Source organism: Lujinxingia vulgaris, from assembly GCF_007997015.1.
Taxonomy (GTDB): Bacteria; Myxococcota_A; Bradymonadia; order Bradymonadales; family Bradymonadaceae; genus Lujinxingia; species Lujinxingia vulgaris.
In genome coordinates this window covers 53,290-75,976 of the sequence record NZ_VOSM01000013.1, presented here as the reverse complement: position 1 = coordinate 75,976, position 22,687 = coordinate 53,290, and the positions used below count along the sequence as shown (strand labels likewise).

Here is a 22,687-nt window from a genome sequence, read left to right as displayed (position 1 = left end):
AGCTTCGGGATGCGCAGGCTCTGGTGCGTCCGGGTCTGCTGGCTGTGTGGGGCATCGCGATGGTGCGTTTTTACCAGCGCGCGATCTCCCCGCTGCTCCCCCCGATGTGCCGATACCGGCCGACCTGCTCCTCGTATATGGTCGAGGCGCTGCGGCGCTATGGCTTCTTTAAAGGCGGCTACCTGGGGCTGAAACGCCTGCTGCGCTGCCATCCCTTACGCCCGGGCGGCTACGATCCCGTCCCCTGATCGGACGGGCCTCCTAAAGCCCCCCGGACCTCAAACTGCGAACGCGTCATGGAACAAAAACGCTTCATTCTGGCGATGAGCCTGATCACCGTCGTCTTCATTGTCTGGCAGGCCGTCATGGGCCCCGGTCCCGACGAGCTTGCCCCGGAGGGCGGCGAGGCCGTCACCGAGCAGGCTGCGGGGCCGGGAGGCGAAGACGCCGCAGCACCGGCTGAGAGCGAGGGCGATGAGTCCGAGGCCGCCCGGGCGATGCCTGCCGCTGAGCCCGACGACGCCCCGGTCGAAGCGCCGGTGATCGAAGAGCGCTCCGATGTGCTGGCCAGCGATAAGGTCAGCGTGACCCTGAACAACCAGGGCGCGGTCGCCACCGATATTCAGGTGACCTCCCCGGATCAGTACGCCGGTGAGGGTGGCGATCTGCTGCGCTCCTTTGAGGAAAACGCGCCGGCCTACCCCTTCACCACGCGCTTTCGCGCCGAGAACGTTCAGGTCGCCCCCGACGCCGGCTACGAGCTCATCGAAGACTTAAGCGAGCTCAACGCCGACGGTAAGACGTTTAAGAAGATCACCTACCGCTACACCGATCCCCGCGGCCGCTTCAGCGTCGACAAGATCTACGCCATCAACGGTGAGCAGCCCTACGTGGTGGACTTCGACGTGGTCGTGCACAACCGCCTCGAAGATGTGCGCCTGGTCGACACACTGCTCGTCGATGTGATCGGCAAAGACGATCCCAACCGCAAGTCCAACTTCCTGGACTTCCGCCCCGACCAGCTCGAAGCCGTCTGCCGCAACAGCGACGATATGGAGCGCACCCTCTTTGAGCAGCTCGAAGAGACGACGACCTTTAGCCAGTACCCGGTGATCTGGGCCGGCGCCGACACCCGCTACTTCCTGATGGCGGCGATCCCCGAGAAAGGCGCCAAGTCCTGCGTCTTTGAGCGCCTCGAGGGCGACTACCTGCGCACCAACCTGACCTATGAGGGCTTCTCGATCGCCCCGAATGAGCGCTACACCGAGAGCCACCTGCTCTACCTGGGCCCCAAAGACTTCGGCGTGCTCAAAGATGTGGGCTACAAGATCGAAGAGGCCGTCGATTACGGGCTCCTCACCGTGCTGGCTCGCCCGCTGCGCGCGCTCCTGGTGTTCTTCTTCGGCTTCACCGGCAACTGGGGCATCGCCATCATTCTGCTCACCCTGCTCATCAAGCTTTTGAGCTGGCCGCTGACCCAGAAGGCCTACGTCAGCGCTGAGCGCATGAAGCAGATCCAGCCCATCATCAAAGAGATCCGCGAGAAGTACGAGAACGACCAGCAGCGCATGACCGAAGAGACCATGAAGGTCTTCAAGGAGCATAACGTCAGCCCCCTGGGTTGTTTGCCGATGCTCCTGCAGATGCCGATCCTCTACGGCCTCTTCGTCATGATCTACAACTCGGTGGAGCTCTATCAGGCCGACTTCCTGTGGTACACCGACCTCTCGGCGCCCGACCCCATCTTCCTGCTCCCGATCATCATGGGGGCGGTGATGGTGCTCCAGCAGCGTCTGACGATGGTCGATCAGAGCAACCCGCAGATGGCGATGATGATGAAGATCATGCCCATCATGTTCACCGCTTTCATGCTCTTTTTGCCCTCCGGTCTGGTGCTCTACTACCTGCTCAACCTGGTGCTGGGGCTTCTGCAGCAGTACATGATCAAGCGGCAGTTCGCGGCGACCGATGAAGGCGCCACCACCACCTGAGTTTGCTCCCCTACTCGACGTTGAGGCCGCATCGGGCGGCCACCTTCCAAGGATGAATGTTATGGCTGACGATAAGAAGACGAAGGACGCCTCCGGCGGACGCCGCTCGGCCCGTGGCCGCCGCGCCACCAAACTCGACGAAGATAAGAAGGTGGCCGTGGCCGAAGAGACCGCTGCGCCGGTGAAGAAGGCGGCCTCGAAAAAAGCGTCCGCCAAAAAAGAGGAGCCCGCCGAGAAGCCCGCGGCGGAAAAAGCCGAGGCCACCGAGAAAAAGCCCCGCCGCACCCGCTCCAAAAAGAAGGACGAGACCAGCGTGGAGGCCAGCGCCGACACCGCTGCCGCGGAGAAGGCCGAGGCCACCGAGAAAAAGCCCCGTCGCACCCGCTCTAAAAAGAAAGAAGAGGTGAGCGCGGCGGCAGAAGAGGCCCCGAAGGCGAAGAAGTCCGACAAGGACGACAAGGACGAGAAGAAGTCCAAGAAGTCCAAGAAGGACGACGACAAAGACGAGAAGAAGTCCAAGAAGAAGTCCGACAAAAAGGACGACGACAAGGACGACGACAAGGACGACGACAAGGACGAGAAGAAGTCCAAGAAGAAGTCCGACAAAAAGGACGACGACAAAGACGACAAGAAGTCCAAGAAGAAGTCCGACAAGAAGGACGACGACAAAGACGAGAAGAAGTCCAAGAAGAAGTCCGACAAGAAGGACGACGACAAAGACGAGAAGAAGTCTAAGTCCAAGAAATCTAAGAAGGACGACGACAAGGACGAGAAGAAGTCCAAAAAGTCCAAGAAGGACGAAGAGCCCACGGCTACTCGTCGCGGCGACGTCGAAGATCCCATTGTCACGCGTGGCGAAACCTGGCTTGCCGAACTTTTTGAGAAGATGCAGCTGGATCTGAGCGCCTCGGGAAGTTTTGATGGCGACAACTACATCTTCAACATCAGCGGCGCGGACACCGAGCTGATGGTGGGGCGTTCCAGCCAGTCGCCGCGGGTGCTGACCGGGATGCAGACGATGCTCTCGGAGTACCTGGGACGCGAGGCGCGCGGCAACGTCGTGGTGGACATCGGCGGGTTCAAGCAGAAGCGCCAGTCGCACTTGAGCCATGTGGGTGCGCGTCTCGGTGAGGCCGCCATCAAGGTGGGTCGCCCGCTGCTGGTGGCCGGACTCAGCGCCTTTGATCGCCGCGTGATCCACAAGCGCATCGACGATATGGACGGCGTCAAAAGCGAGAGCACCGACTTTGGGATCTTCCGCAAGCTGAAGATCGACCCGAGCTAACCAAACGATCTTATGAGCGCCCCCTGCGGGGGGCGCTTTTTACTTTGAGGAAAGACGATGACAGGCAACGCGCCGACCATCGCCGCGATCGCCACACCCGCGGGCAGCGGAGGCGTGGGGATTGTGCGCATCAGCGGGGGAAAGGCCGAGGCGATTCTTGAGCAGATGGTGCCTGGCTGGCCTCAGGCCCACCCCACCCACCTGATGCGCTTAAGCCGCCTGGTCGATGGTGATGGCCAGCTGATCGATGAGGCGCTGGCGGTGATTATGCGCGGGCCGCGCAGCTACACCGGCGAAGACGTCGTGGAGCTGCAATGCCACGGGGGGCCGATTGTGTTGCGGCGCGTGCTCGACCGAGCGCTGGAGCTGGGCGCGCGTATCGCTGAGCCCGGGGAGTTTACGCGACGAGCGTTTTTGAACGGGCGCCTCGATCTCACGCAGGCCGAGGCGGTGGCCGACCTGGTCAACGCCACCACCGATGCGGCCCACCGCCTGGCGCTGGAGCATCTGCAGGGATCGCTTGGCGAGGAGATCCGCGGCATCGTCGAGAGCCTCACCGTGGCGGCGGTGCTCATTGAGGCCGCGCTCGACTTCAGCCACGAGGAGCACGTCTACCAGATCGAGCGCGACGAGATCGGCCAGCGTATCGACGGGGCCAGCGCGCGACTTCGCCAGCTGCGCGCAAAATTCGATCAGGGACGCCGCCAGCGCGAGGGCGTGCGCGTGGTGATCCTGGGCGCCACAAACGCCGGAAAGTCCACTCTTTTCAACACCTTACACGGCACCGACCGCGCCATCGTCACCGAGATTGAGGGCACGACCCGCGACTTCCTCGAAGAGGAGATCCAGCTTGAGGGCGTCGCGCTGCGGCTGATCGACACCGCCGGGCTGCGCGAGACCGAAGATCGCGTGGAGGCCATCGGCATCGAGCGAAGCCGGGAGCTTGGCGAACGGGCCGATCTTCTCCTGCGCGTCATCGACCGCAGCCGCCCGCTGCGCGCCGAGGAGCGCGAGGCCCTGAAGGGCGATCTTCGCTCGGGGCGTCCGGTGCTGCTGATCTGCAACAAGAGCGATCTTCCGGACGGGCGAAGCGACGAAGACCACACGCTCTGCGCCCGCTTCGACCATCGCGTCGACTGCGCCCTGGGTGCCTCGCCGGCCCTGGGCACCGACGCGCTCATCGACAGCCTGGCGGCCCTGGCACGCGAGCTGACCTCTGGCGAGGGCGTGCTGCTCAGCCGCGCACGCCATCTTCAGGGCGTCATCGCCGCGATCGACGCCCTGGCCCGCGCCCGCCAGGCCCTGGAGATGGAGATGGAGCACGAGCTCATCGCCATCGATCTTCGCGAAGCCCTCGACGCGCTGGGTGATATCACCGGGAAGGTGCGCACCGACGATATTCTGCAGCGCATTTTTTCGGAGTTTTGCGTGGGGAAGTAAGGGGCTGTGCGACGTGGGGGGTGTGCGGAGTGGGGAGCTTCGGGTGGGGGGATGGAGGTGTGCGGGGGTGGTTGGGTGGTTATGTGGCTAGGTGGTTGTGGGGCTTGGCCGGCGTGGGTCGATTCGTGTGTGCGGATGGGGGAGCGCGTGGTGCCGCGACTTAGATACGGCCCGGCGAACAGCTGAGCCTGGAGCTGTTTTTTCCATCAAAAAACTATTCTGAATAAAAAATGCACAAAAACTTCGCGCGTTCGCGACTAACTTCCCGACATTCACCGATGAATGCCCCCTGGGAGGTTTATGATGCGATTGTTACGCGCACGCAGTGCAACATACGTGATGATGGTGGGAATGGTGGCGCTGAGCCTGGCGCTGCCCTCGGTGGCCAGTGCGGACCACGGCCACTCGTCGACCACGACCTCGGTCATCTTTTTCCCCGGCCCTTTTATGACGCTGACCTCATCGACCTCGACGGTCAGCGCGGCGTTTTTCGCGCCGATGTTCACCACGGTAAAACTCTTTGCCGACAACGGTGAAGCGTCCGATGTGATGGTGGCCTTTCTCGACGACCACCAGCGCGACCTCCAGCAAGACCTGGCGTTAGGCGGCGGCGCCGCGATCGACGCGCTGGCCGCGATGATGGAGATTCCCTCCGAAAATCGTCAGGCGTTTAGCCGCGCGCTCTTTGAACAACGGACCTCACTTCAAGAAGCCCTCTCCGGAGAGCGTGTGGGCGTCGAAGAGGCCACGCGATTTCTGAGCACACTGAGCGATGCGGGCGTCGTCGCCGGAGCCTGATCACAGCCTTCATCCCAACTCGGTCGAATCCAGAATGCAGACTGCTGCTGCGAGCCCACGCCATCGATGCTAAGGTTCCGCGGAATTTTGAACTCTTTCCCCGGACGCAGGCGACGTGACGTTGAAGTCGTGGATTCTAATCAGGGAGCGCACGCGCGCGTGCCGGCTCGGCGCGCTGATGGCGCTCACAATCACGTTGATGGCGAGCACGCCCGCGCAGGCCAGTGAGTCTGAGGCCGGCGAGGCCACCTCTGTAATCGTCGTTGACGACGGGCCGCGTGAGGAACCTCGCCGCTCCGAGGCGATCGTCGAGCGACTTCGTCGCGAGTTTGGGATGATCGTCGCCGCACCCGACGCCTGGCACCCCGGAGAACTCGCGATCCTTCTTAAGGGAGCAGACGCCCTGCCCCGTGCCCTCTTCGCGCAGCTTCGCCAGAAGCCGGTCCGACTGGTGCGTCGCAACACCGCCTGTCTTTACGGCGTGGGGCGATACAGCGAGAGCTGTCCGACCTTCGGTAAAAAACACCGCGAATTTTATATCTACGAGAGCCCGCCCCTCCTGGGAGAAGGTCCGGTGGAGGAGTACGCCGTGCTCACTCGCGAGGAGCAGCGCGAGCTGCAACTTCGACGAGCGGTGGTGCACCTGGCGATGACGCTCGAAGATCGGGCGCGGGGCTGGTCGGAGGATGCGCGCTGGCAGCAGGTTAACGGCTGGCACCTGGCGCTGCGCGGCCCGCACAACCAGGACGTCTGGGGCTATGCGCGGCCGATGGGCATGCGCAGCGCGCACCTGGATCTGGTGACCTTTGCCGAGGCCTACTTTGTGCGCCCCGAAGATCTTCTGCTGGAGCGCCAGGATCAGCCCCCGGTGGCGCGCCGGCTCGAAGAGCTCGACCCGAACACCACGTTGGGCTGCCAGTCCTTTACCGCCTCGCGCGCGCTGCGGAGTTTTCTGTCCGAGAGTTCGCCGGAGTGGGAGGAGCCGGCGCGCGTGCTGCCGCAGGCGGCGATGGCGGGCGCGCGCTGCCCGGCCTTTGAAACCTGGGCGCGCCTCGACGACCTCGATGGCTTCGATGTGCTTCTTGCGGCGGCAACCTCTCGCCCGCAGTCGCTCTACGGGCACCTGCTCCTGCACGTCAAATACCGCGGCGGTGGCCTTGTGCGCGGGGTGGGCTTTGAGCCTGTCTACCAGTTCGGCGCGCTCACCGACAGCGACGTCGACCCCATCGACTACCTGATCAAGGGCGTCGTCGGGGGCTTTCCGACGGTGCTGGAGCTCAACACCTTCCGCGGCGTCGACCGGCTCTTTTTGCAGTATGAGCAGCGCAACCTGCGCCGCTACACGCTGCAGCTTAACCGGGAGCAATCCCAGCGGCTGCTGGAGCGGCTCTGGGAGAGCGAACGGCGAACGCTCTACCCGTACCGATTCCTCAACGCGAACTGCGCGTCTTTTCTGGTCGACCTGATGGAGCCGGCGCTGGGGCTGGAGCTTCCCGAGCGCGACGCGGCGATCATCATGCCCACCGACGTGCTCGATCTGCTGGCGTCGGTCGACAATGGCGAGCAGGGGCGACTTCTGATCAAGCGCCCCGACACGCTTCGCAGCGGGCGAGAGGTTGCGCAGGAAGGCGCGCGCAAACGACGCGCGCTGCTGCTCAGCCTGGCTGACGCCATCGACGCCGACCGCCCCACCCGCGCAAGCTTTGACGCGCTGCTTGAGGCGCTCGAAGATCCCGAACCGACCGTGCGCGAGCGCGCCTACGCCAACGCCGAAGCGATCTTCTCGGGGTTGGCCGCCGAGCATCCCGACCAGGCACAGCTGCTCGTCGACACGCTCTACAACAGCGTGCTCGTCGAGCGCTTCTTCATGGACAACGCCCACTACGCGCGCCGCGCGCTGCTCTTCGCCGCCCAGGGGCCGCGCCCCCGCTTAAGCGCGCAGGAGCTGATCGCGCGCCGGCGAGAGCTCTACCGCCACGAAGATCTGGTCGCCCGCGCCGAGGCTCAGGCGCACTGGGCGGCGCAAACCACCATCAACATCGATCCGGCCACCGTCACGTGGAACCCCGATCAGCAGGCCGTGCTCGACCACGAGGCTCAGACCCGCGCAAGTTACCTGCGCGCGCTGCAGGCCCAATCCTCGCTCATCGACGCGCATCTTCCCGACTGGGACGGCGTGGCCTACCTGGACACGCGTGCGCAACGCTATCTGGAGCGGATGCAGGCCCTGGACGCGCGCTCCAAGGCCCCCTCAGGCCGCCACCGCCTCACCCTGGGGGGCGGCGCCACCGACCAGCTCCGCACGCACCTGGAGCTCTCCTACTCGCCCATCGAAGATCGTCTGGGAGAGGTTCGCCAGCGCGGCTACCGGGGCGACATTGAGTCGCGGGTCTTCGGGCTGGACCTGGCCGCCGAGATCGGGCCGGACCTGCGCAAAACGGCCGAGAGCCTGCAGGCCGATCTGGTGATCTTCCGCTACGCCAGCCTCCAGCGCACCTACGGGGCGGTGCGGCGCAGCTTCCTCGATGCGGCCGGCTGGGGACTTGATCTTCGGGTCAGCCACGATGGTCGGCGCGACCTCTACTTTGCGCTCACCGCCACGCCCACCCTCTTGATGCCGGTGTGGCGCGACAGTAACGACGTCAACCACCTGGTCGTGGGCCTGGGAGCCTACCTGGGCTTTGACGCGCACCGCGAAAACACCGCGCTGCTCGGCGCCGATCTGCAACTTCGCGGGCAGGTGCATCTTTTTGGAAGCTACGCCAACGTGCTGCGCCTGTGGGCCTCCAGCGCCCAGCTCGCGAGCCTGCCCGGGGGTTGGCGCTATGAGGTGCGCGGGGGAGTCGCTGCCGATCTTAAACTCGCCACCTTTGGCGAAACGCCGCTTGTCGCCGGCCCCTTTATCGACGCCCTCTACACCACCCGCGACTACCGCCCGCTTGAGACCGGCCAGAGCCCCTTCTTCGGGACCTGGCGCGCCGGTCTGCGGGTGGAACTCCCCTTCTGAGATGCGACCAGGCTGGCGTTGAAAAAACTCAGCGCGCGCGGCTGTCGATCATGATCGTGACCGGCCCGGCGTTGGTCAGCGAGACGTTCATCATCGCGCCGAACTTCCCGGTGCCGGTGGTGATGCCGCGCTGGCGAGCGCGGGCCACGAAGTCCTCGTACATCGCCTCGGCCGGCTCCGGCTTCATCGCCTCCACGAAGCTGGGGCGGCGCCCGCGGCGAGTGTCGGCGTAGAGCGTAAACTGGCTCACCACCAGAAGTTCGCCGCCGATGTCGAGCAAGGAGAGGTTCATCTTGCCGGCCTCATCCTCGAAGATGCGCAGGTTGATGACCTTCTCAAAGACGTAATCGAGATCCTCCTCGGTGTCGCCCTCGCCACAGCCCAGAAGGACGAGAAGTCCGCGCCCACACTGGCCGATCGTCTCGTCATCGACCTCGACCCGGGCCTGATGAACGCGTTGAATCAATGCTCGCATACCGCTCCTTTTCGTTGAGGCAAAGGTGGTCCGAATGGCCCTCGCGCGGCTACTTTTGCGCCGGGGGCTGTGCTACCTTTCGCGCGTTTTCCCCCCGTGGGTCCACCCCCGATTTACCCCTCCCCCTTCGCACGGTTCCCATGCTCACCCTCGATACCCTCAACGCCATCTCCCTGACTCGCCGACCGATGGGCCAGGTGATCTTTGCGTCTGGCGTGCTCACGCCGAACTTCAAAAATCCCCTGACGCGCACCGACATCCGCATTGAGGGCATGGAGAAGTTGCCGCGCGACCGGCCGGTGATTTTCGCGATGAACCATACCGACCGCTACAACTACTGGCCCTTCCAGTGGCGGCTCTGGCGCGATGAGGGGATGTTTACCACGACCTGGGTCAAGGGGAAGTACTACAACAACCCGGCGATTCAGACCTTCATGATCAAGATGAACAACCTGGCGGTGCCCTCCCGCGGCTACCTGATCACCGCCGACGCCGTGCGCCTGCTGGGGAGGCCGCCGGCCGAGCGCGCCTACCGCATGGTGCGTAAGGCGGTGGACAGCGGCAGCACCGACACCCGCGCGCTGCGTGAGAAGGCCGCCGAGGAAGGCGTCCTCTCCGATGTGGTGGCCCTGCTCGATACGCCCCGCGACCTGCTCGGGCTGAACTTCGATCCGCAGACCCACAACTACCTCGAACGCATCGCGGAGCTGTTTAAGCAGATGATGGATCGCTTCGTTGAGCTGAACGAAGAGGCCTTCGACATCGGCCTGCACGTGCTCGTCTTCCCCGAGGGCACCCGCTCGGTGCGCCTGCAGCAGGGCCGCACCGGTCTTGCGCAGATGGCGCTGCGCATGAAGGCGACCGTGGTGCCGGTGGGCTGCAACGGCTCCGACCTGGCCTACCCGGGCAACAGCCCCCTCTCCAGCGGCGGCACGATCGTGTATCGCCTGGGCGAGCCGATGACGCCCGAGGGCGATCTTAAGCCCTTTGCGATCGAGGAGGACTACACCCCCTTCACCCTGGAAGCCGAGCGCGACCACGCCGAGGCGTTCCGGGGGATGACCGATCTGGTGATGGATCGCATCAACGACCTGCTCGACGAGCGCCACCAGCGCCTGGAAGGTCATGAGGGCAAGGTCAAAGGGGCCAACCGCTTCATCTGAGCGCGATGATGTCCGACCCTCGGTCGTGCATCTCGGTACTATGATGCGCGATGATGTCCGACCCTCGGTCGTGCACTTTGCCCGCGCTGTGTGGCGATGATGTCCGACCCTCGGTCGTGCATCTGCCACGCCGCGCCTCGACGTTCTACCCGTACATCGCGTCGATCTGGGCCGCGTAACGCTCCGAGATCACCCGACGTTTCAACTTCCGCGTCGGCGTCAGCTCGCCGCGGGCCTCATCAAAATCATCGGGCAGCAGCGTGAAGCGTTTGATGGTCTCCACCCGGGCGACCTTGCGGTTGATGCGGTCGATATGCCCCTGAATGTGGGCTTGAAACTCGGGGTCGTCGGCCAGCTGGCGGAGGTCGGTGGGGAGGTCGTGCTTTCTGGCAAAGGCCGGTGCGAGATCGGGGTCCAGGGTCAGAAGAGCGCTTAGATACTTGCGCTGGTCGCCGATGACGACTGCCTGACTGATCACATCGAGCTCTTTGAGGCGAGCCTCCAGGGGGGCGGGTGCGATGTTCTTGCCGCCGGAGGTGATGATGATGTTCTTCTTTCGGTCGGTGACTTTCAAAAAGCCGTCGGCGTCGAGGCTGCCGATGTCGCCGGAGTGCAGCCAGCCATCGACGAGGGTCTCGGCGGTGTTTTCGGGATCTTCAAAATAGCCCATGAAGACGTTGGGGCCGCGAAAAAGGATCTCGCCATCGTCGGCGATCGCGATGTCGACCCGCGGCATCGCGCGCCCCACCGTGCCGAGCTTGCTCAGGCCGGCGCGGGGGTAGTTCATGGTGGTGGGGCCGGTGCCCTCGGACTGGCCGTAGATCTCGCGGATGACGATGCCCAGGCCCATAAAAAACTCCAGCACATCGGCGCCGATGGGGGCCGCCGCGCTGATCGCCAGGCGCAGGCGGTCAAGCCCGATGGGCTCGGCGACCTTGTCGAAGAAGAGCTTTCGGGCCACCGCGTAGCGAAGCGCGGTGACGCCGCGGGGGGCGCCGTGCTCGATAATGTCGTGCCCGGCCTCCACGCCCGCCTCGCGCGACCAGCGCACGATCGAGGCCTTGAGCCCGGTGGCCTCATTGAGGCGGTTCTCGAGCACCGCGCGGAACTTCTCCCAGACCCGCGGCACGGCAAAGAAGAGCGTGGGGCGCGCCTCCACCAGCGCGTCGCGCAACTTCTCGACGCTCTCGGCAAAGTAGACCGGGTAGCCCAGGGTTATGGCCAGGTGAATGGTGAACATCTGCTCGGCGATGTGCGAGAGCGGAAGGTAGGAGACGACGCAGTCGCCCGGTCCGGCGCCGGTCTCACCGATGAGCGCGTCGCCCACGACCTCAAAGGCCATGTTGGCGGTGGAGGCCAGGTTGTCGTGGCTGAGCATCACCCCCTTGGGCGCTCCGGTTGTGCCGCTGGTGTAGATCAACGTCGCCAGTTCCTGGCCGACCAGGGCCTCCATGCGGCGGTCGACCTCGTCCTGAAAATCGCGCCCGCGCTTCAAAAAGGCGTCGAAACTGATCACTCGCCCATCGTCAACCAACTCGGCGTCGCGGATCATCACGACCTGCAGAAGATGCTCCAGCTCGTCGATGATCCCGGCGGCCTTCTCCCACTGGACCTTGTCTTCAAGCACGAGCACCCGCGCGCGGCAGTGGTCGGCGATGTACGCCATCTGCTCGGCGCTGTCGGTGTGGTAGATGCCCGCGGGGACCACGCCGGCGATCATCGCGCCGACATCCGCGAGTACCCACTCCGGGCAGTTGAAGCCACAGATGTTGATGCGCTCCCCGGCCTCAACCCCCAGCGCGACCAGCGCCCCGGCGAAGTCTCGGGCGCGGCGGCCATACTCCGCCCACGAGATGGCCCGCCAGACGCCCCTCTCGTTGAAATACATCGCCGGCGAGTCACCTCGACGGTCCACTTGCTGAAAGAAGCGATCGATCACCGTGTCGCGCATCTTCGTCCTCCAGATGGGGCGGGGGTTGCAAACGAGCCGGGCTGTGGTGCGTGTCGTATAGGGGGAGTGTAAATCGCCCGACTCGCGCGCGCCAGCGTCCGCGAAGATGTCCGTCCCTCGGTCGGACGTTTCGGTGATTTTTCGCGATGTTGCACGACCCTCGGTCGTGCATTTCGACGCGATGCTGCGACGAAGATGACCGCCCCTCGGTCGTGCATTTCGACCCGATGCTGCGACGAAGATGACCAACCCTCGGTCGTGCATTTCGACGTGATGCTGCGGCGGAGATGACCAACCCTCGGTCGTGCATTTCAACCCGATGCTGCGACGAAGATGACCGACCCCCGGTCGTGCATCTCGACCCGATGCTGCGACGGAGATGACCAACCCTCGGTTGTGCAAACCCACCAAAATCCCAATAAAAAACCCCGGAGCGGCGAGCCGCTCCGGGGTTTTCGATTCTACGATCGTAGCAGGGTTTAGCGGAGGATGGTCAACTGCCATCCCAGAACCACGCCGGTATCGGCGCCGAAGCTATCGACCACCTGCAACGACCAGTTTCCTCCGGTCTCCTCACCTTGCAGACTCGTGACAATAAAGCTGCCCTCAAGCTCGGTACCCGCAGCCTGGTCGGCTTCCTGCAGAACGACATGCTCACCACTGGGGATGAAGAGACGAACTTCCAGATCCCCGGCGTAGGAGTGCTCGATGATGTAATCGACCTGAACTTCCATAGCGGGACCTTCGCCGGGAACTTCGATGGTGCTGATCACGCCGTTGGGATCGTTGTCGGGAATCTCGAACTCATCAAGGTTCGAGAAGCTCTCCCATTCCCCATCACAGAGCGGAGAGTCAACGCAACTATCCTCCCGGCAGCTGAGGGTCTCGCCACAGACATCATCGGGGTTGGGCTCGGGCTCGGGCTCCGGCTCTTCAAACACCGGGATGTCGGTGGCGCGAGCGCTCAAGAACTCTTCGACGTAGCGGTAGGAGATGTAGCCGTAGCCGTCGGGCATGCGCTCGTCGGCGTGATCGGTGCCCCAGCTGCCGGTGCCCCAGCTGTTTTTGAAGATGAAGAAGCCCGTCTCGGTGAGCGGCTCGCCATTCTCATCGAGCATCACCTCGCCATTCTCATCGAGGCGCTCCACGGTCAGGGTGTCGTCCCAGCCCACCAGCAGGAAGGCGTGACCGGCCGGCCGCTCGCGGCTGTCGGCCTTGTCGGCCTCATTGGGGTAGAGGACGTAGCCTTTGCGGGCGTACTCGCTGTTGGTCGGAAGCGAGGAGGCACCGTGGTTCCACGACTGGTAGAAGAAGTCACCGCCGGCGACCACCGCGGTGCCCTTATTCTTCATGATCGCTTTGATGTCGCGCTCACGCGTGGAGATCCAGCGACTCGAGGGAAGCTTCCACTTCTCGGCGTCGACGGCCTCCTGAGGCGGGTGCCCGTTGGTGTGGCACTCGGTGGGGCGCTCGGCCTCATCGCCCACGCAGCGCTCATCGTCGGAGGCGCCCCAGGGACGCGACTCGTAGGGCCAGAAGGCCTCTTCGACGATCCCGAAGTCGCTGATCGCGCGCAGGTTGTAGGTGGAGCTGGAGCCGGAGGTGTTGGGGAAGGAGTTAACCTCGAACTTCGCCGACCACTGCAGGTACTGCTCGGAGAAGTCTTTGTCGGGGTAGGTGCCTTCCTTGATGTAGAGGTGCTCCATCAGGGCGACGGCCGCAAAGATCGAGCAGACCCCTCGGCTTCCCTGGTTGGCGGTGGGCGACTGCAGCGCGATCAGATCGTAGTTGGTCGGCGCAAAAACCTCATCGCCCTTGGCTTCGTTTTGAAGCGAGGCGTTCTCGGGCGCGCCATCGAGGAGGGTGTCGAGGTTTTCGAGCGGCGGCGCGAAGACGGCGCCGTTGTCGGTGTTCGGCCCCTCGACCTCGGTGCCTTCGCCACAGCTCGCCAGCACGAGGCTCGCGCCGATCGCCAGCAACCACCACTGCTTGGTGTTCATCGCCATAAAGAGTCTCTCAAAAGAAGATGCAAAAAACGCAGGTTATCGTGGAACGCGCAGACTCGGCGGTACGCCATGACGCCGCGCGTCGATGTCCATCGAAGTGCCGGGCACCATAATCAAAAGCCCGCTGAAATTGCAACATGTTACCTACATCGGCCTACCCCCTGCCCCGAGTGGGTGAAGGCGGTGGGAAGGTCGGCCGAAACGGGCCTGTTTCAAGAGCCCCGTGGAAGGCCCCGCACGTCGCAAAACTGTTTCAATTCTGCGACATACGTTTCAAAACTGCGCGCTACAGATGGTGCTCTCCGGTCCTCGCTCTTCCACCTCTTCTGCATAAGAGGTGGTTCCATCACGAGCCCGTACTCTTAGTATCGTGAGTGTTGACGGGATTTTGCGTCCCGCACACATCTTTTTTCACCTGGCGAGGTGTTTGACCCTCGCCGGTGAGCGATCTGCTCAAGAGCGTCGTGGTATGAAGTTTGCTCAACGCTATCCTTGAGTTCAAAAGCCTTGAGCTTCATCCCCCTTAAGGAGAGTACGCCATGACGGTGAAAGAACTGACGACGCAGGCCGAGGTTGAGGCGATCATGGAGCCAGGCGGTCCGGCCGCGCTGATCGACTTCTGGGCGGGATGGTGCGGCCCCTGCAAGATGATGGCCCCGCAGTTTGAGGCGGCCGCCGAGCAGATGGCCGACCAGCCGGTGGCGTTTTACAAGCTCGATACCGAGACCTACCCGGCGCTTGCCCGGGCGTTTAACGTGCGCAGCCTTCCGACACTCATCGCGGTGCGGGAGGGACAGATCCAGGAGGTCTCGATCGGGGCGAAGAGCGCCGCGCAGATCGTGTCTCTGGCGCAGCGCATCAACCCGGACCGTCCGCCGGGATTTTTCAAAAAGCTCTTTGGCGGGTGAGGTCGTTGAGGCCCGCTGCCGCGATGCTGGCGAGCTGAGGTTGTGGGCCGGCCAGGGATGCGACGGGACCTGCATGGCGTCTGATCTTTTTCATTCTATTTCTTATAAGAGATCGGAGGCTGCGCGCTTTAGGTGGCATGCGCTGCCTGGCGAGTGACGTCGGCGAGTTCTTGAACGGTGTGTGGGATGGATTTTTATGAGGAGATGCCCGTGAAGCGTGCTGGCGGAAGTTCGGGAAACGCGTGGAAACGATCGTCGCTTTTGAGCGTGGCGATGCTGGCAGGCGCGCTGCTGCTGGGCGCGTGCGAGCGCTCGCCAGCATCAACGCAGGAGGGTGAGGAGGCTCCCGGGACCGAGATCGCCGAGGGTGAAGCACAGCAGCAGGGCGCTTCTGCGCCGGCCACCACGCAAGAAGCGGGCGATGAGGGGGGCGAGACGCTGCCCGCGGGCTGGAGTCAGCTGGAAGCGGAGCGCCTGAGCCCCGACCAGCAGTCGCAGCTGGAGCGGGCCCGGCAAGCGCGTCAGGCCCTGGCGAGCACCCTGATGGGGCGAGTGATGGGGGTGGTGCAGGAGAAGGGCGCGCCGGCGGCGGTGGAGGTCTGTCATCGTGAGGCGGGGGTGCTGACTGCGGAGGTGGGCCGCGAGCACGGGGTGCGCATCGGACGTTTTTCCGAAAAGCTGCGAAACGCCGACAACCAGCCGCCGCAGTGGGCCGCCGCGATGGCCAACGAGGCGGGTGAGGAGCGGGTGGGCGTGGGGCCACAGCAGGAGCTTGCGGTGCTCAGCCCGATTCGCATCGCCGCGCCGTGTCTTACCTGCCACGGAGAGCGAGAGTCGCTGGCGCCGCAGGTCGCCCGGGCGATCGAGACCTACTATCCCGAAGACCGGGCCACCGGCTATGCCGAGGGCGATCTGCGGGGTTGGTTCTGGGTGGAAGTGCCGGGAAGTTGAGGTGATTTGACCATCCCTCGGTCGAACGTTTTTCAGCGATCATGCGGTTGGGAGGCCGATCCTCGGTTGGACGATCTTCAGGGATGATGCGGGGGATGCTCGACCCTCGGTTGGACGATCTTCAGTAACGATGCGGGGGATGCTCGACCCTCGGTTGGACGATCTTCAGTAACGATGCGGGGGATGTTCGACCCTCGGTTGGACGATCTTCAGTAACGATGCGGGGGATGCTCGACCCTCGGTTGGACGATCTTCAGTAACGATGCGGGGGATGCTCGACCCTCGGTTGGACGATCTTCAGTAACGATGCGGGGGATGCTCGACCCTCGGTTGGACGATCTTCAGTAACGATGCGGGGGATGCTCGACCCTCGGTTGGACGATCTTCAGTAACGATGCGGGGGATGCTCGACCCTCGGTTGGACGATCTTCAGTAACGATGCGGGGGATGCTCGACCCTCGGTTGGACGATCTTCAGCGCTTGTGCCGCAGTGATCGCTTCGTCTTGCTGTCGCGACGTGACGCATCTCACCAGCGCTAGACGCGAGCCCCACCATTCGCTACTTCTGAGAGCGTTCACCGACCGCTGTAGCTCTCCGAGGTTTCTATGGTTCGACGTGCATCTTTATCTACTCGACTCGCCGGCAGCGCCCTCTCGCTGCTTTTTGCCCTGGGGGCCACGGCCTGCTCGGGCTGTGATGATGAGGGTCTCAGCGGGACGCACGCGTGCGTGGCCGACGAAGACTGCGAGGGGGCGGGGCGTTGCGTGGCCGATCGCTGCGTGGATGCCGACGTCGGTGGCGACACAGATTTCCTGGACGGTGGAGAAGACAGCGGCGTCGACGCGCAGGATGACGCCGACGCCACGCTGGAATGCGGCGCCGAGGAGAGCGCTTGCGCCGGCGTCTGCTGCACTGCCGCGCAGGTCTGCCTTGGCGAGGCGTGCGTCGATACGCGCGGGGCGTGTGAGCGCACAGAAGAGTGCGCGCTCGACGAGATCTGCGAGCCTTCCATCGGGCAGTGCCTTCCCCGCGACCAGGTTGCCGTCTGCGAGTACCGACCCCCGGTCGGTGAACTGGAGCCTGCGCCCGGCTGCACCTGGGTGCCCGACGGGCTGGAGTTTGCAAATCGAGGCGATGTGGTGGCGGTGCCGGTTGTCGCAAACCTCAGCGATGATAATGGCGACGGCGTCACCGACACCGACGACATCCCCGACATCGTCTTCCCCTCGTTCAACCGCAACAGCCAGGGCTGCTGCAACGTCGACGCCACGGTGCGCGTGGTGGAGGGGCGCTGCGCAGAAGACGGCACCATGCGCACCATCGCCTCGATCAGCGAGCCGCCGATCAACAACGACTCCGGCCTGGCGCTGGCGGACCTGGATGGCGACGAGGTCGCCGAGATCATCGGCGTGACGCGCAACGCCGCCGGGCGTCCCCAGGGCACCGTGGCGTTTCGGCGCATCAGCGACGATGGCAGCCAGTGGGAGCCGATGTGGCATAATGAGGACTATCCCACCTGGGATGTTCATACCCGTGGAGGTGCCAACGCCTCGGTGGCCGATCTCGACGCCGACGGGCAACCCGAGGTCATCATCGGCAACGTCGTGCTCAACGGCCAGAGCGGCGTGCTCAAATGGGACGGCGTGGTCACCAGCGCCGATCACGCCGGCGGCCCGGGGGGCATCGGCAACAACGCGTTTCTGGGACCGGCGGCCACGGTGGCCGACGTGACCCTCGACGACACCCAGGAGGTCATCGCCGGCAACACCCTCTACAACCACCGCGGAGAGGTGTTGTGGACCTACGCCTTCACCTCGCAGAACTCCAGCTGTCAGGGGCCTTTAAGCTGCGACGGGTTCAACGCCGTGGCGCGTTTTGAAGACGGCCCCCACCCTAACATCGTGCTGGTGCGTCGCGGAGAGATCATCGTGCTCGATCACCAGGGCCAGGAGGTCTGGAAGATCGGCGTGCCGCTGGACAACTGCACCAACGGCAATGAGGCCGGCCCGCCCACGATCGCCGACTTCGACGGCGACGGGATCCCCGAGATCGGCACCGCCGGCGCAGACTTCTACGTGGTGGCCAAGCGGGAGTGCGACGTCGACGACTGGCAAGATCTGGGCTGCTCCGATCGCGGCATCCTCTGGAAGACGGCCAACCAGGACTGCTCCAGCCGCGCGACCGCCTCCAGCGTCTTCGACTTCGAGGGCGACGGCAAAGCCGAGGTTGTCTACGCCGATGAGCAGAACTTCTACATCCTCGACGGGACCACCGGTGAGGTGCTCTTTGTGGACGGGCAGCACGAGAGCAACACGCGCATCGAGATGCCGGTGATCGCCGACGTCGATAACGACGGGGCGGCCGAGGTGCTGGTGGCCTCGGCCTACGGCAACCGCGGAAGTCGCCCCGGGCTGTGGGTCTGGAAGGACGCGCGCAACAACTGGGTGCGCACCCGCCGCATCTGGAATCAGCACGCCTACTCGGTGACCAATATCACCGAGGAGGGGCAAGTGCCGCGAATTCCGGAGCGAAACTGGGAGAACGGGCGGCTGAACAACTTCCGCCAGAACGTTCAGCCCGACGGCCTCTTCGACGCGCCGGATCTGGTCGTGGAGGAGGTCACCACCAACCAGGTCACCTGCGGGGTGGAGGGGGAACTTCGGATCAGCGTGGTCGTGGGTAACGAGGGCGCGCGCAGCGTGCCGCAGGGCACACCGGTTCTCGTGACCCTCTCCCGCAACGGCACCTTTTTGCTCGATGAACGTCTTGAGCTCAGCGAGGCGCTGTTGCCCGGCAACACCGAGCGTTTTGAGCTGAGCATGGAGGTGCCCAACGCCCTGCTGCAGGCCGAGTTCGAACTTGGCGTGGGAGTCGACCCGGACAACCGCTACAACGAGTGCAACGAAGACAACAACGAAGCGCTCGTGGAAGGGGTGCAATGCCGCATCATCGGCTGACGAACGATCGGAGATGTCCGACCCTCGGTTGAGCATTTTACCCCAGAGATGTCCGACCCTCGGTTGAGCATTTTGCCCGGTGGTGACCAACCCTCGGTTGAGCATTTTACCCCAGAGATGTCCGACCCTCGGTTGAGCATTTTGCCCGGTGGTGACCAACCCTCGGTTGAACATTGCGTCGTCCCATTGCGGCCCTGCGCCACCACCTCGGCTCATGAACTCCGCAGTTCCTCTCGTCGACCGGCTCACCATATCCGCGCTGGAGCGCAATCGGTTTGGTGGGCACGGTCGGTGCCAACGTTTAACGCAGATCCCCGCCAGAGGGTCTTCGTCGACGAGGCAACGTCTTTTGAGGACGTTTCAACAGGAGGCATCATGAGCACCGATCATCATCGTCAGCTGCTGATCAAGTGGCTTGAAGGCGCATATACACTGGAGAAGACGCTCAGCAAGGCGCTTGCGCAGCAGGCCAAACACGCCCGGGAGTTTCCGGAGTTGCAGGCTCGCCTGCACGAGCACACGCGCGAGACCAAACGCCACTGCGAGTTGGTAAAACACTGCCTGGAAGATCTGGGCTCGGATGCTCCGGAGCTGCGCGCGAAGGCGTCAAGCTTTGCCGGCGCGGCACAGGCGGGCTTTACGGGGTTTCTGGACAACACCTTTGTCAAAGACACCCTGATCGGCGCGGCCAGTGAGGAGTTGGAGATCTCGATGTACCAGGCCATCATCGCGCTGGCGGAGAAGCTGGGAGAAGATGAGATCGCCAGCATTTGCTCCGACATTCTGGAGGATGAGCGCGCGATGCTCACCTTTTTCAACGATAACCTTCCCCAGATGATTCGTGCCGGGGTTGAGAACAATATGCTGCAAGGCTGAGTCTGATTGCAGCGTTGCTTGCAATCTGTGCACGCGCCTGACACCACATTGCCAACCAGACTTCGGCCCCTACCTGCGCGCGTACATCCCAACCGAGGGTCGGACATCATAAGGGTTGTGATCAACCGAGGGTTGGACGTCGTGGTGGCGTGGTCAGGGGCAGCAAGACACGCGAATTTTCGTATTTTTTCCCCTCACGCCCGGCTGATCCGGCGTTTCAAGCATCCCTGGCCCCGGATCTCGCTCGATTTGCGGCGCATTTAAATACACCTCAGCCCTCGTCGGCCCACGTCTGAGCCGGAGGGGTTGAGGGCGCCGGGCGCGGGCCGCATCTCCAACGCCCCCCGCGTTTAAGCAGGCGCGACACCAGAAACGACGCGCGCTTGCCTCACTCTCTGAGTTCTAAAAAGGACCTCAGGCGCCTTCGCCGGGGAAGGCCCCCGGGGGGCAATGCCCCAGGCAGTGCGCAAGCACCTCGGGCCCGGCCGGCTGGCAACTTACCCGAGCATGTTGCTTTAACCAGAGCGTTCCGCAGGGGAAAACGACGCCGGTCTTCTTGCTTTTCCACCGCAAACGCACCCGCTCATAGACGCAGACGAAGGTCTTGTACTGGCGTTCCGCCGCCTCAAGCACCTCGGCGGCGCTGGCAACAAATCGCGGCGCTTTCTGCACGCGCGGACAGGGGATCGAGGGGCGCGTGCTCGTAGGAAGTCCCAGCACTTTAACCTCACCGGCCTTCTCCGATTCTCGCTCAGCGAGCGCCTCCTGAAGCCCCTCCTCCAGGAGGGTTTCAAAGTGCTCCTGCACCTCTTCCAGGCTCATGTTCTCGTAGCCGGGCGGGGGCGTCGGAGTAAACTCCACAAACTTTTCGGAGCGTCTTCCATACCCCTCCGGCTTCATAACCCGCATCGGCTTTCCCCAGTCACGAGGCAAGATCATCATACCCGGCCACTCCTCGGGGTGGTCACATTCACCGGTGCGCACCGGGTTGAGCCATATGTAAATCAGCTGCCTGACCAGCGCCTGCTGATCGAGCACCACCATGTCGTGATACCCGCGCGCGTCCCAGAAATAGCCACTTCGGTCGAGATCGCGGTTGCGCGCCCGAGCCACCCCGGCCATCGCATCGCGCATAAACCCGCTGCGCGTGGCGTGCACATCGGTGGCCAGCACGTGGACGTGGTTCGACATGCCGACGAAACCGTGGATGCGCAGACCATGACGCGCAGCAGATCGCGCGATCTCGTAGCGCAGGATCGCGTTCATTGAGGCGTCCGGGCGCAGCAAAAACTCGCGATCGTGAGTGCGACGGCTCATCACAGCGACCTGATTTTCAACGTGGCAGCGGGGTTGCGTCATGGCAGGTTTCTCCGGTCATGGGTCGAGGTCAGACGTCGTTTGTCTGTTATCGACAGGCCGACGGAGATCTTGCGCGTACGTCGAACTTTTTTCGCAGATGCCTCCCTGGCAGCTCGTTCACGATGCGCGATTTTTCACTTCGACCAGCCCTCGGTCGGTCATTTTTCCCAACTTCGACCAACCCTCGGTCGGACATCACCCTCAAAATTCGCGCCAGAATGGCCCAACCCCCGGTCGTACGATGTCGCGCAACCATGCGGATTTCCGCGATTCCAGACGTCGTCATTCGACCTCTGACGCCACTTCAACCCCCGCGCTCCCGACCGACCTTTGCCTCCGCGTCTGAGGCAACCTCTACGAAATGCCTCGTCTGAAAACCCGAATCATCCTTGATGCTCAACCCCCGGTCGCCTATCACCCGCAACTTCACAGCTCGCTGACCAACCCCCGGTCGCGCCACTCGACACGGTCCCGCCATGAACGCCCCTACATTGCTATCAGCCGACAACAATCTTTTTGTCGTCAACAAACCCGCCGGCTGGGTGGTCCACCCCACCAACGACCCCACGATGCAGGACCTGGTCAGCTGGCTCAACGCCCAGATCGGCAACTCCGATGCCGCGCCGGTTCATCGCCTCGACCGCGAGACCAGCGGCCTTGTGCTGATGTCGCCATCCCCTGAGCTGCGGGCGCAGCTCGGCGATTGGTTTGCCCAAAATACCGTGCGTAAGGAGTACCGGGCGCTTGTCTACGGGTCGACGCCCGACACGATGACGCTGGATGCTCCTCTCTTCGATCGACGCCGTGGGCGCCCCCTCAGCGCGCTGACCCGGGTGGAGACGCTGGAGCGTTTTGTCTCCTGCTCCTACCTGCGCGTCACGCCGGCGACCGGGCGAAAACACCAGATTCGCCAGCACCTTCAGCGTGCGGGCCACGCCATCGTCGGGGAGGCGCGCTACAAACCCAAAAAGTTCCTGCGAGTTCCCGGATTTCCCGGCCGCCTCTGGCTTCATGCGCTGCGACTTGAACTTCCTGACGGACGCATCTTCGAAGCCCCCCTGGCCCCCGAGCTCGACGCACAACTGAACTTACTTCGCTCACTTGGCGTCGAATCACGCTAACTTCGCGCATCCGTGGGTCGTACATACCCCCCAACTGAACTTACTTCGCTCACTTGGCGTCGAATCACGCTGACTTCGTTCATCCGTGGGTCGTACATACCCCCGACTTTTCGCCGATTTTGCTCATCCGTGGGTCGTACATCTTCCCCAGGACTTTCAACCACTTTGCTCATCCGTGGGTCGTACATCTTCCCCAGGATTTTCAACCACTTTGCTCATCCGTGGGTCGTACATACCCCCGACTTTTCGCCGATTTTGCTCATCCGTGGGTCGTACATCTTCCCCAGGACTTTCAACCACTTTGCTCATCCGTGGGTCGTACATCTTCCCCAGGATTTTCAACCACTTTGCTCATCCGTGGGTCGTACATACCCCCGACTTTTCGCCGATTTTGCTCA

General features: G+C 63.5%; 16 protein-coding genes. 12 read left to right on the top strand and 4 right to left on the bottom strand.

Annotated elements, in window-relative coordinates; genetic code table 11:
• The first annotated feature begins 59 nt into the window (after positions 1-59).
• The 6 genes from yidD to FRC98_RS18600 all read left to right on the top strand — a co-directional run bounded on the left by yidD (position 60) and on the right by FRC98_RS18600 (position 8,521).
• Positions 60-248, top strand: coding sequence for a membrane protein insertion efficiency factor YidD (yidD, locus tag FRC98_RS21770; protein ID WP_230467789.1), 189 nt, complete (start codon positions 60-62; stop codon positions 246-248).
• A 48-nt stretch (positions 249-296) separates the two neighbouring features.
• Positions 297-1,991, top strand: a complete 1,695-nt coding sequence (gene yidC, locus FRC98_RS18625) for a membrane protein insertase YidC (RefSeq protein WP_146982935.1) — start codon at positions 297-299, stop codon at positions 1,989-1,991.
• A gap of 61 nt (positions 1,992-2,052) precedes the next feature.
• Positions 2,053-3,276 (top strand): hypothetical protein, encoded by a 1,224-nt coding sequence (locus FRC98_RS18620; protein ID WP_146982934.1) that lies wholly within the window; start codon positions 2,053-2,055, stop codon positions 3,274-3,276.
• Positions 3,277-3,333: 57 nt separating this feature from the next.
• Entirely contained in the window at positions 3,334-4,716 is a 1,383-nt protein-coding gene (mnmE, locus tag FRC98_RS18615; protein WP_146982933.1) for a tRNA uridine-5-carboxymethylaminomethyl(34) synthesis GTPase MnmE, read from the top strand.
• A 303-nt stretch (positions 4,717-5,019) separates the two neighbouring features.
• Positions 5,020-5,514 carry a DUF3015 family protein gene (locus FRC98_RS18605; protein WP_230467786.1) on the top strand — a complete coding sequence of 165 codons (495 nt, stop codon included), beginning with the start codon at positions 5,020-5,022 and terminating at the stop codon, positions 5,512-5,514.
• A gap of 178 nt (positions 5,515-5,692) precedes the next feature.
• Entirely contained in the window at positions 5,693-8,521 is a 2,829-nt protein-coding gene (locus FRC98_RS18600) for a lipoprotein N-acyltransferase Lnb domain-containing protein (RefSeq protein WP_146982931.1), read from the top strand.
• Between the two features lie 28 nt (positions 8,522-8,549).
• On the opposite strand, the gene dtd is transcribed toward FRC98_RS18600, so the two are convergent.
• A complete protein-coding gene (dtd, locus tag FRC98_RS18595; RefSeq protein ID WP_146982930.1) occupies positions 8,550-8,996 on the bottom strand; it encodes a D-aminoacyl-tRNA deacylase in 447 nt (148 codons plus the stop codon).
• Positions 8,997-9,136: 140 nt separating this feature from the next.
• Between dtd and FRC98_RS18590 the strand changes: the two genes are divergently transcribed.
• Complete coding sequence (locus tag FRC98_RS18590; protein ID WP_230467785.1) at positions 9,137-10,159, top strand: lysophospholipid acyltransferase family protein; 1,023 nt, start codon at positions 9,137-9,139, stop codon at positions 10,157-10,159.
• 145 nt (positions 10,160-10,304) lie between these two features.
• Here the strand turns inward: FRC98_RS18590 and FRC98_RS18585 are convergent, their stop codons facing one another.
• Together FRC98_RS18585 and FRC98_RS18580 are read right to left on the bottom strand one after the other, a co-directional pair.
• The gene (locus FRC98_RS18585; RefSeq protein ID WP_230467784.1) at positions 10,305-12,110 is read right to left on the bottom strand and encodes an AMP-dependent synthetase/ligase; all 1,806 of its coding nucleotides are present in this window, start codon (positions 12,108-12,110) and stop codon (positions 10,305-10,307) included.
• Positions 12,111-12,589: 479 nt separating this feature from the next.
• On the bottom strand, positions 12,590-14,116 hold the full coding sequence (locus tag FRC98_RS18580) for a proprotein convertase P-domain-containing protein (RefSeq protein ID WP_146982927.1): 1,527 nt from the start codon (positions 14,114-14,116) through the stop codon (positions 12,590-12,592).
• Positions 14,117-14,655: 539 nt separating this feature from the next.
• Here FRC98_RS18580 and FRC98_RS18575 point away from each other — a divergent pair.
• The 4 genes from FRC98_RS18575 (at position 14,656) to FRC98_RS21765 (ending at position 19,809) form a co-directional block, all read left to right on the top strand.
• Positions 14,656-15,024, top strand: a complete 369-nt coding sequence (locus tag FRC98_RS18575; protein ID WP_230467783.1) for a thioredoxin family protein — start codon at positions 14,656-14,658, stop codon at positions 15,022-15,024.
• A 210-nt stretch (positions 15,025-15,234) separates the two neighbouring features.
• Entirely contained in the window at positions 15,235-15,975 is a 741-nt protein-coding gene (locus tag FRC98_RS18570; protein ID WP_230467782.1) for a c-type heme family protein, read from the top strand.
• Between the two features lie 606 nt (positions 15,976-16,581).
• Positions 16,582-18,933, top strand: a complete 2,352-nt coding sequence (locus tag FRC98_RS18565) for an FG-GAP-like repeat-containing protein (RefSeq protein ID WP_146982925.1) — start codon at positions 16,582-16,584, stop codon at positions 18,931-18,933.
• Positions 18,934-19,308: 375 nt separating this feature from the next.
• Positions 19,309-19,809 carry a DUF892 family protein gene (locus tag FRC98_RS21765; protein WP_230467781.1) on the top strand — a complete coding sequence of 167 codons (501 nt, stop codon included), beginning with the start codon at positions 19,309-19,311 and terminating at the stop codon, positions 19,807-19,809.
• Positions 19,810-20,223: 414 nt separating this feature from the next.
• On the opposite strand, the gene FRC98_RS18555 is transcribed toward FRC98_RS21765, so the two are convergent.
• Positions 20,224-21,126: a hypothetical protein gene (locus FRC98_RS18555; RefSeq protein ID WP_146982923.1), complete on the bottom strand. Its 903-nt coding sequence runs from the start codon at positions 21,124-21,126 to the stop codon at positions 20,224-20,226.
• Between the two features lie 518 nt (positions 21,127-21,644).
• Between FRC98_RS18555 and FRC98_RS18550 the strand changes: the two genes are divergently transcribed.
• Positions 21,645-22,289, top strand: coding sequence for an RluA family pseudouridine synthase (locus FRC98_RS18550; protein ID WP_146982922.1), 645 nt, complete (start codon positions 21,645-21,647; stop codon positions 22,287-22,289).
• Positions 22,290-22,687 lie beyond the last annotated feature (398 nt).

Bases quoted from the DNA above. Each gene is read 5' to 3' on its own strand.
- mnmE (WP_146982933.1), top strand. From the start codon at position 3,334: ATGACAGGCAACGCGCCGACCATCGCCGCGATCGCCACACCCGCGGGC.
- FRC98_RS18575 (WP_230467783.1), top strand. From the start codon at position 14,656: ATGACGGTGAAAGAACTGACGACGCAGGCCGAGGTTGAGGCGATCATG.
- FRC98_RS18600 (WP_146982931.1), top strand. From the start codon at position 5,693: ATGGCGCTCACAATCACGTTGATGGCGAGCACGCCCGCGCAGGCCAGT.
- yidD (WP_230467789.1), top strand. From the start codon at position 60: ATGGTGCGTTTTTACCAGCGCGCGATCTCCCCGCTGCTCCCCCCGATG.
- FRC98_RS18555 (WP_146982923.1), bottom strand. From the start codon at position 21,126: ATGAGCCGTCGCACTCACGATCGCGAGTTTTTGCTGCGCCCGGACGCC.
- yidC (WP_146982935.1), top strand. From the start codon at position 297: ATGGAACAAAAACGCTTCATTCTGGCGATGAGCCTGATCACCGTCGTC.
- FRC98_RS18585 (WP_230467784.1), bottom strand. From the start codon at position 12,110: ATGCGCGACACGGTGATCGATCGCTTCTTTCAGCAAGTGGACCGTCGA.
- FRC98_RS21765 (WP_230467781.1), top strand. From the start codon at position 19,309: ATGAGCACCGATCATCATCGTCAGCTGCTGATCAAGTGGCTTGAAGGC.
- FRC98_RS18620 (WP_146982934.1), top strand. From the start codon at position 2,053: ATGGCTGACGATAAGAAGACGAAGGACGCCTCCGGCGGACGCCGCTCG.
- FRC98_RS18605 (WP_230467786.1), top strand. From the start codon at position 5,020: ATGCGATTGTTACGCGCACGCAGTGCAACATACGTGATGATGGTGGGA.
- FRC98_RS18580 (WP_146982927.1), bottom strand. From the start codon at position 14,116: ATGGCGATGAACACCAAGCAGTGGTGGTTGCTGGCGATCGGCGCGAGC.
- FRC98_RS18550 (WP_146982922.1), top strand. From the start codon at position 21,645: ATGAACGCCCCTACATTGCTATCAGCCGACAACAATCTTTTTGTCGTC.
- dtd (WP_146982930.1), bottom strand. From the start codon at position 8,996: ATGCGAGCATTGATTCAACGCGTTCATCAGGCCCGGGTCGAGGTCGAT.
- FRC98_RS18590 (WP_230467785.1), top strand. From the start codon at position 9,137: ATGCTCACCCTCGATACCCTCAACGCCATCTCCCTGACTCGCCGACCG.
- FRC98_RS18565 (WP_146982925.1), top strand. From the start codon at position 16,582: ATGGTTCGACGTGCATCTTTATCTACTCGACTCGCCGGCAGCGCCCTC.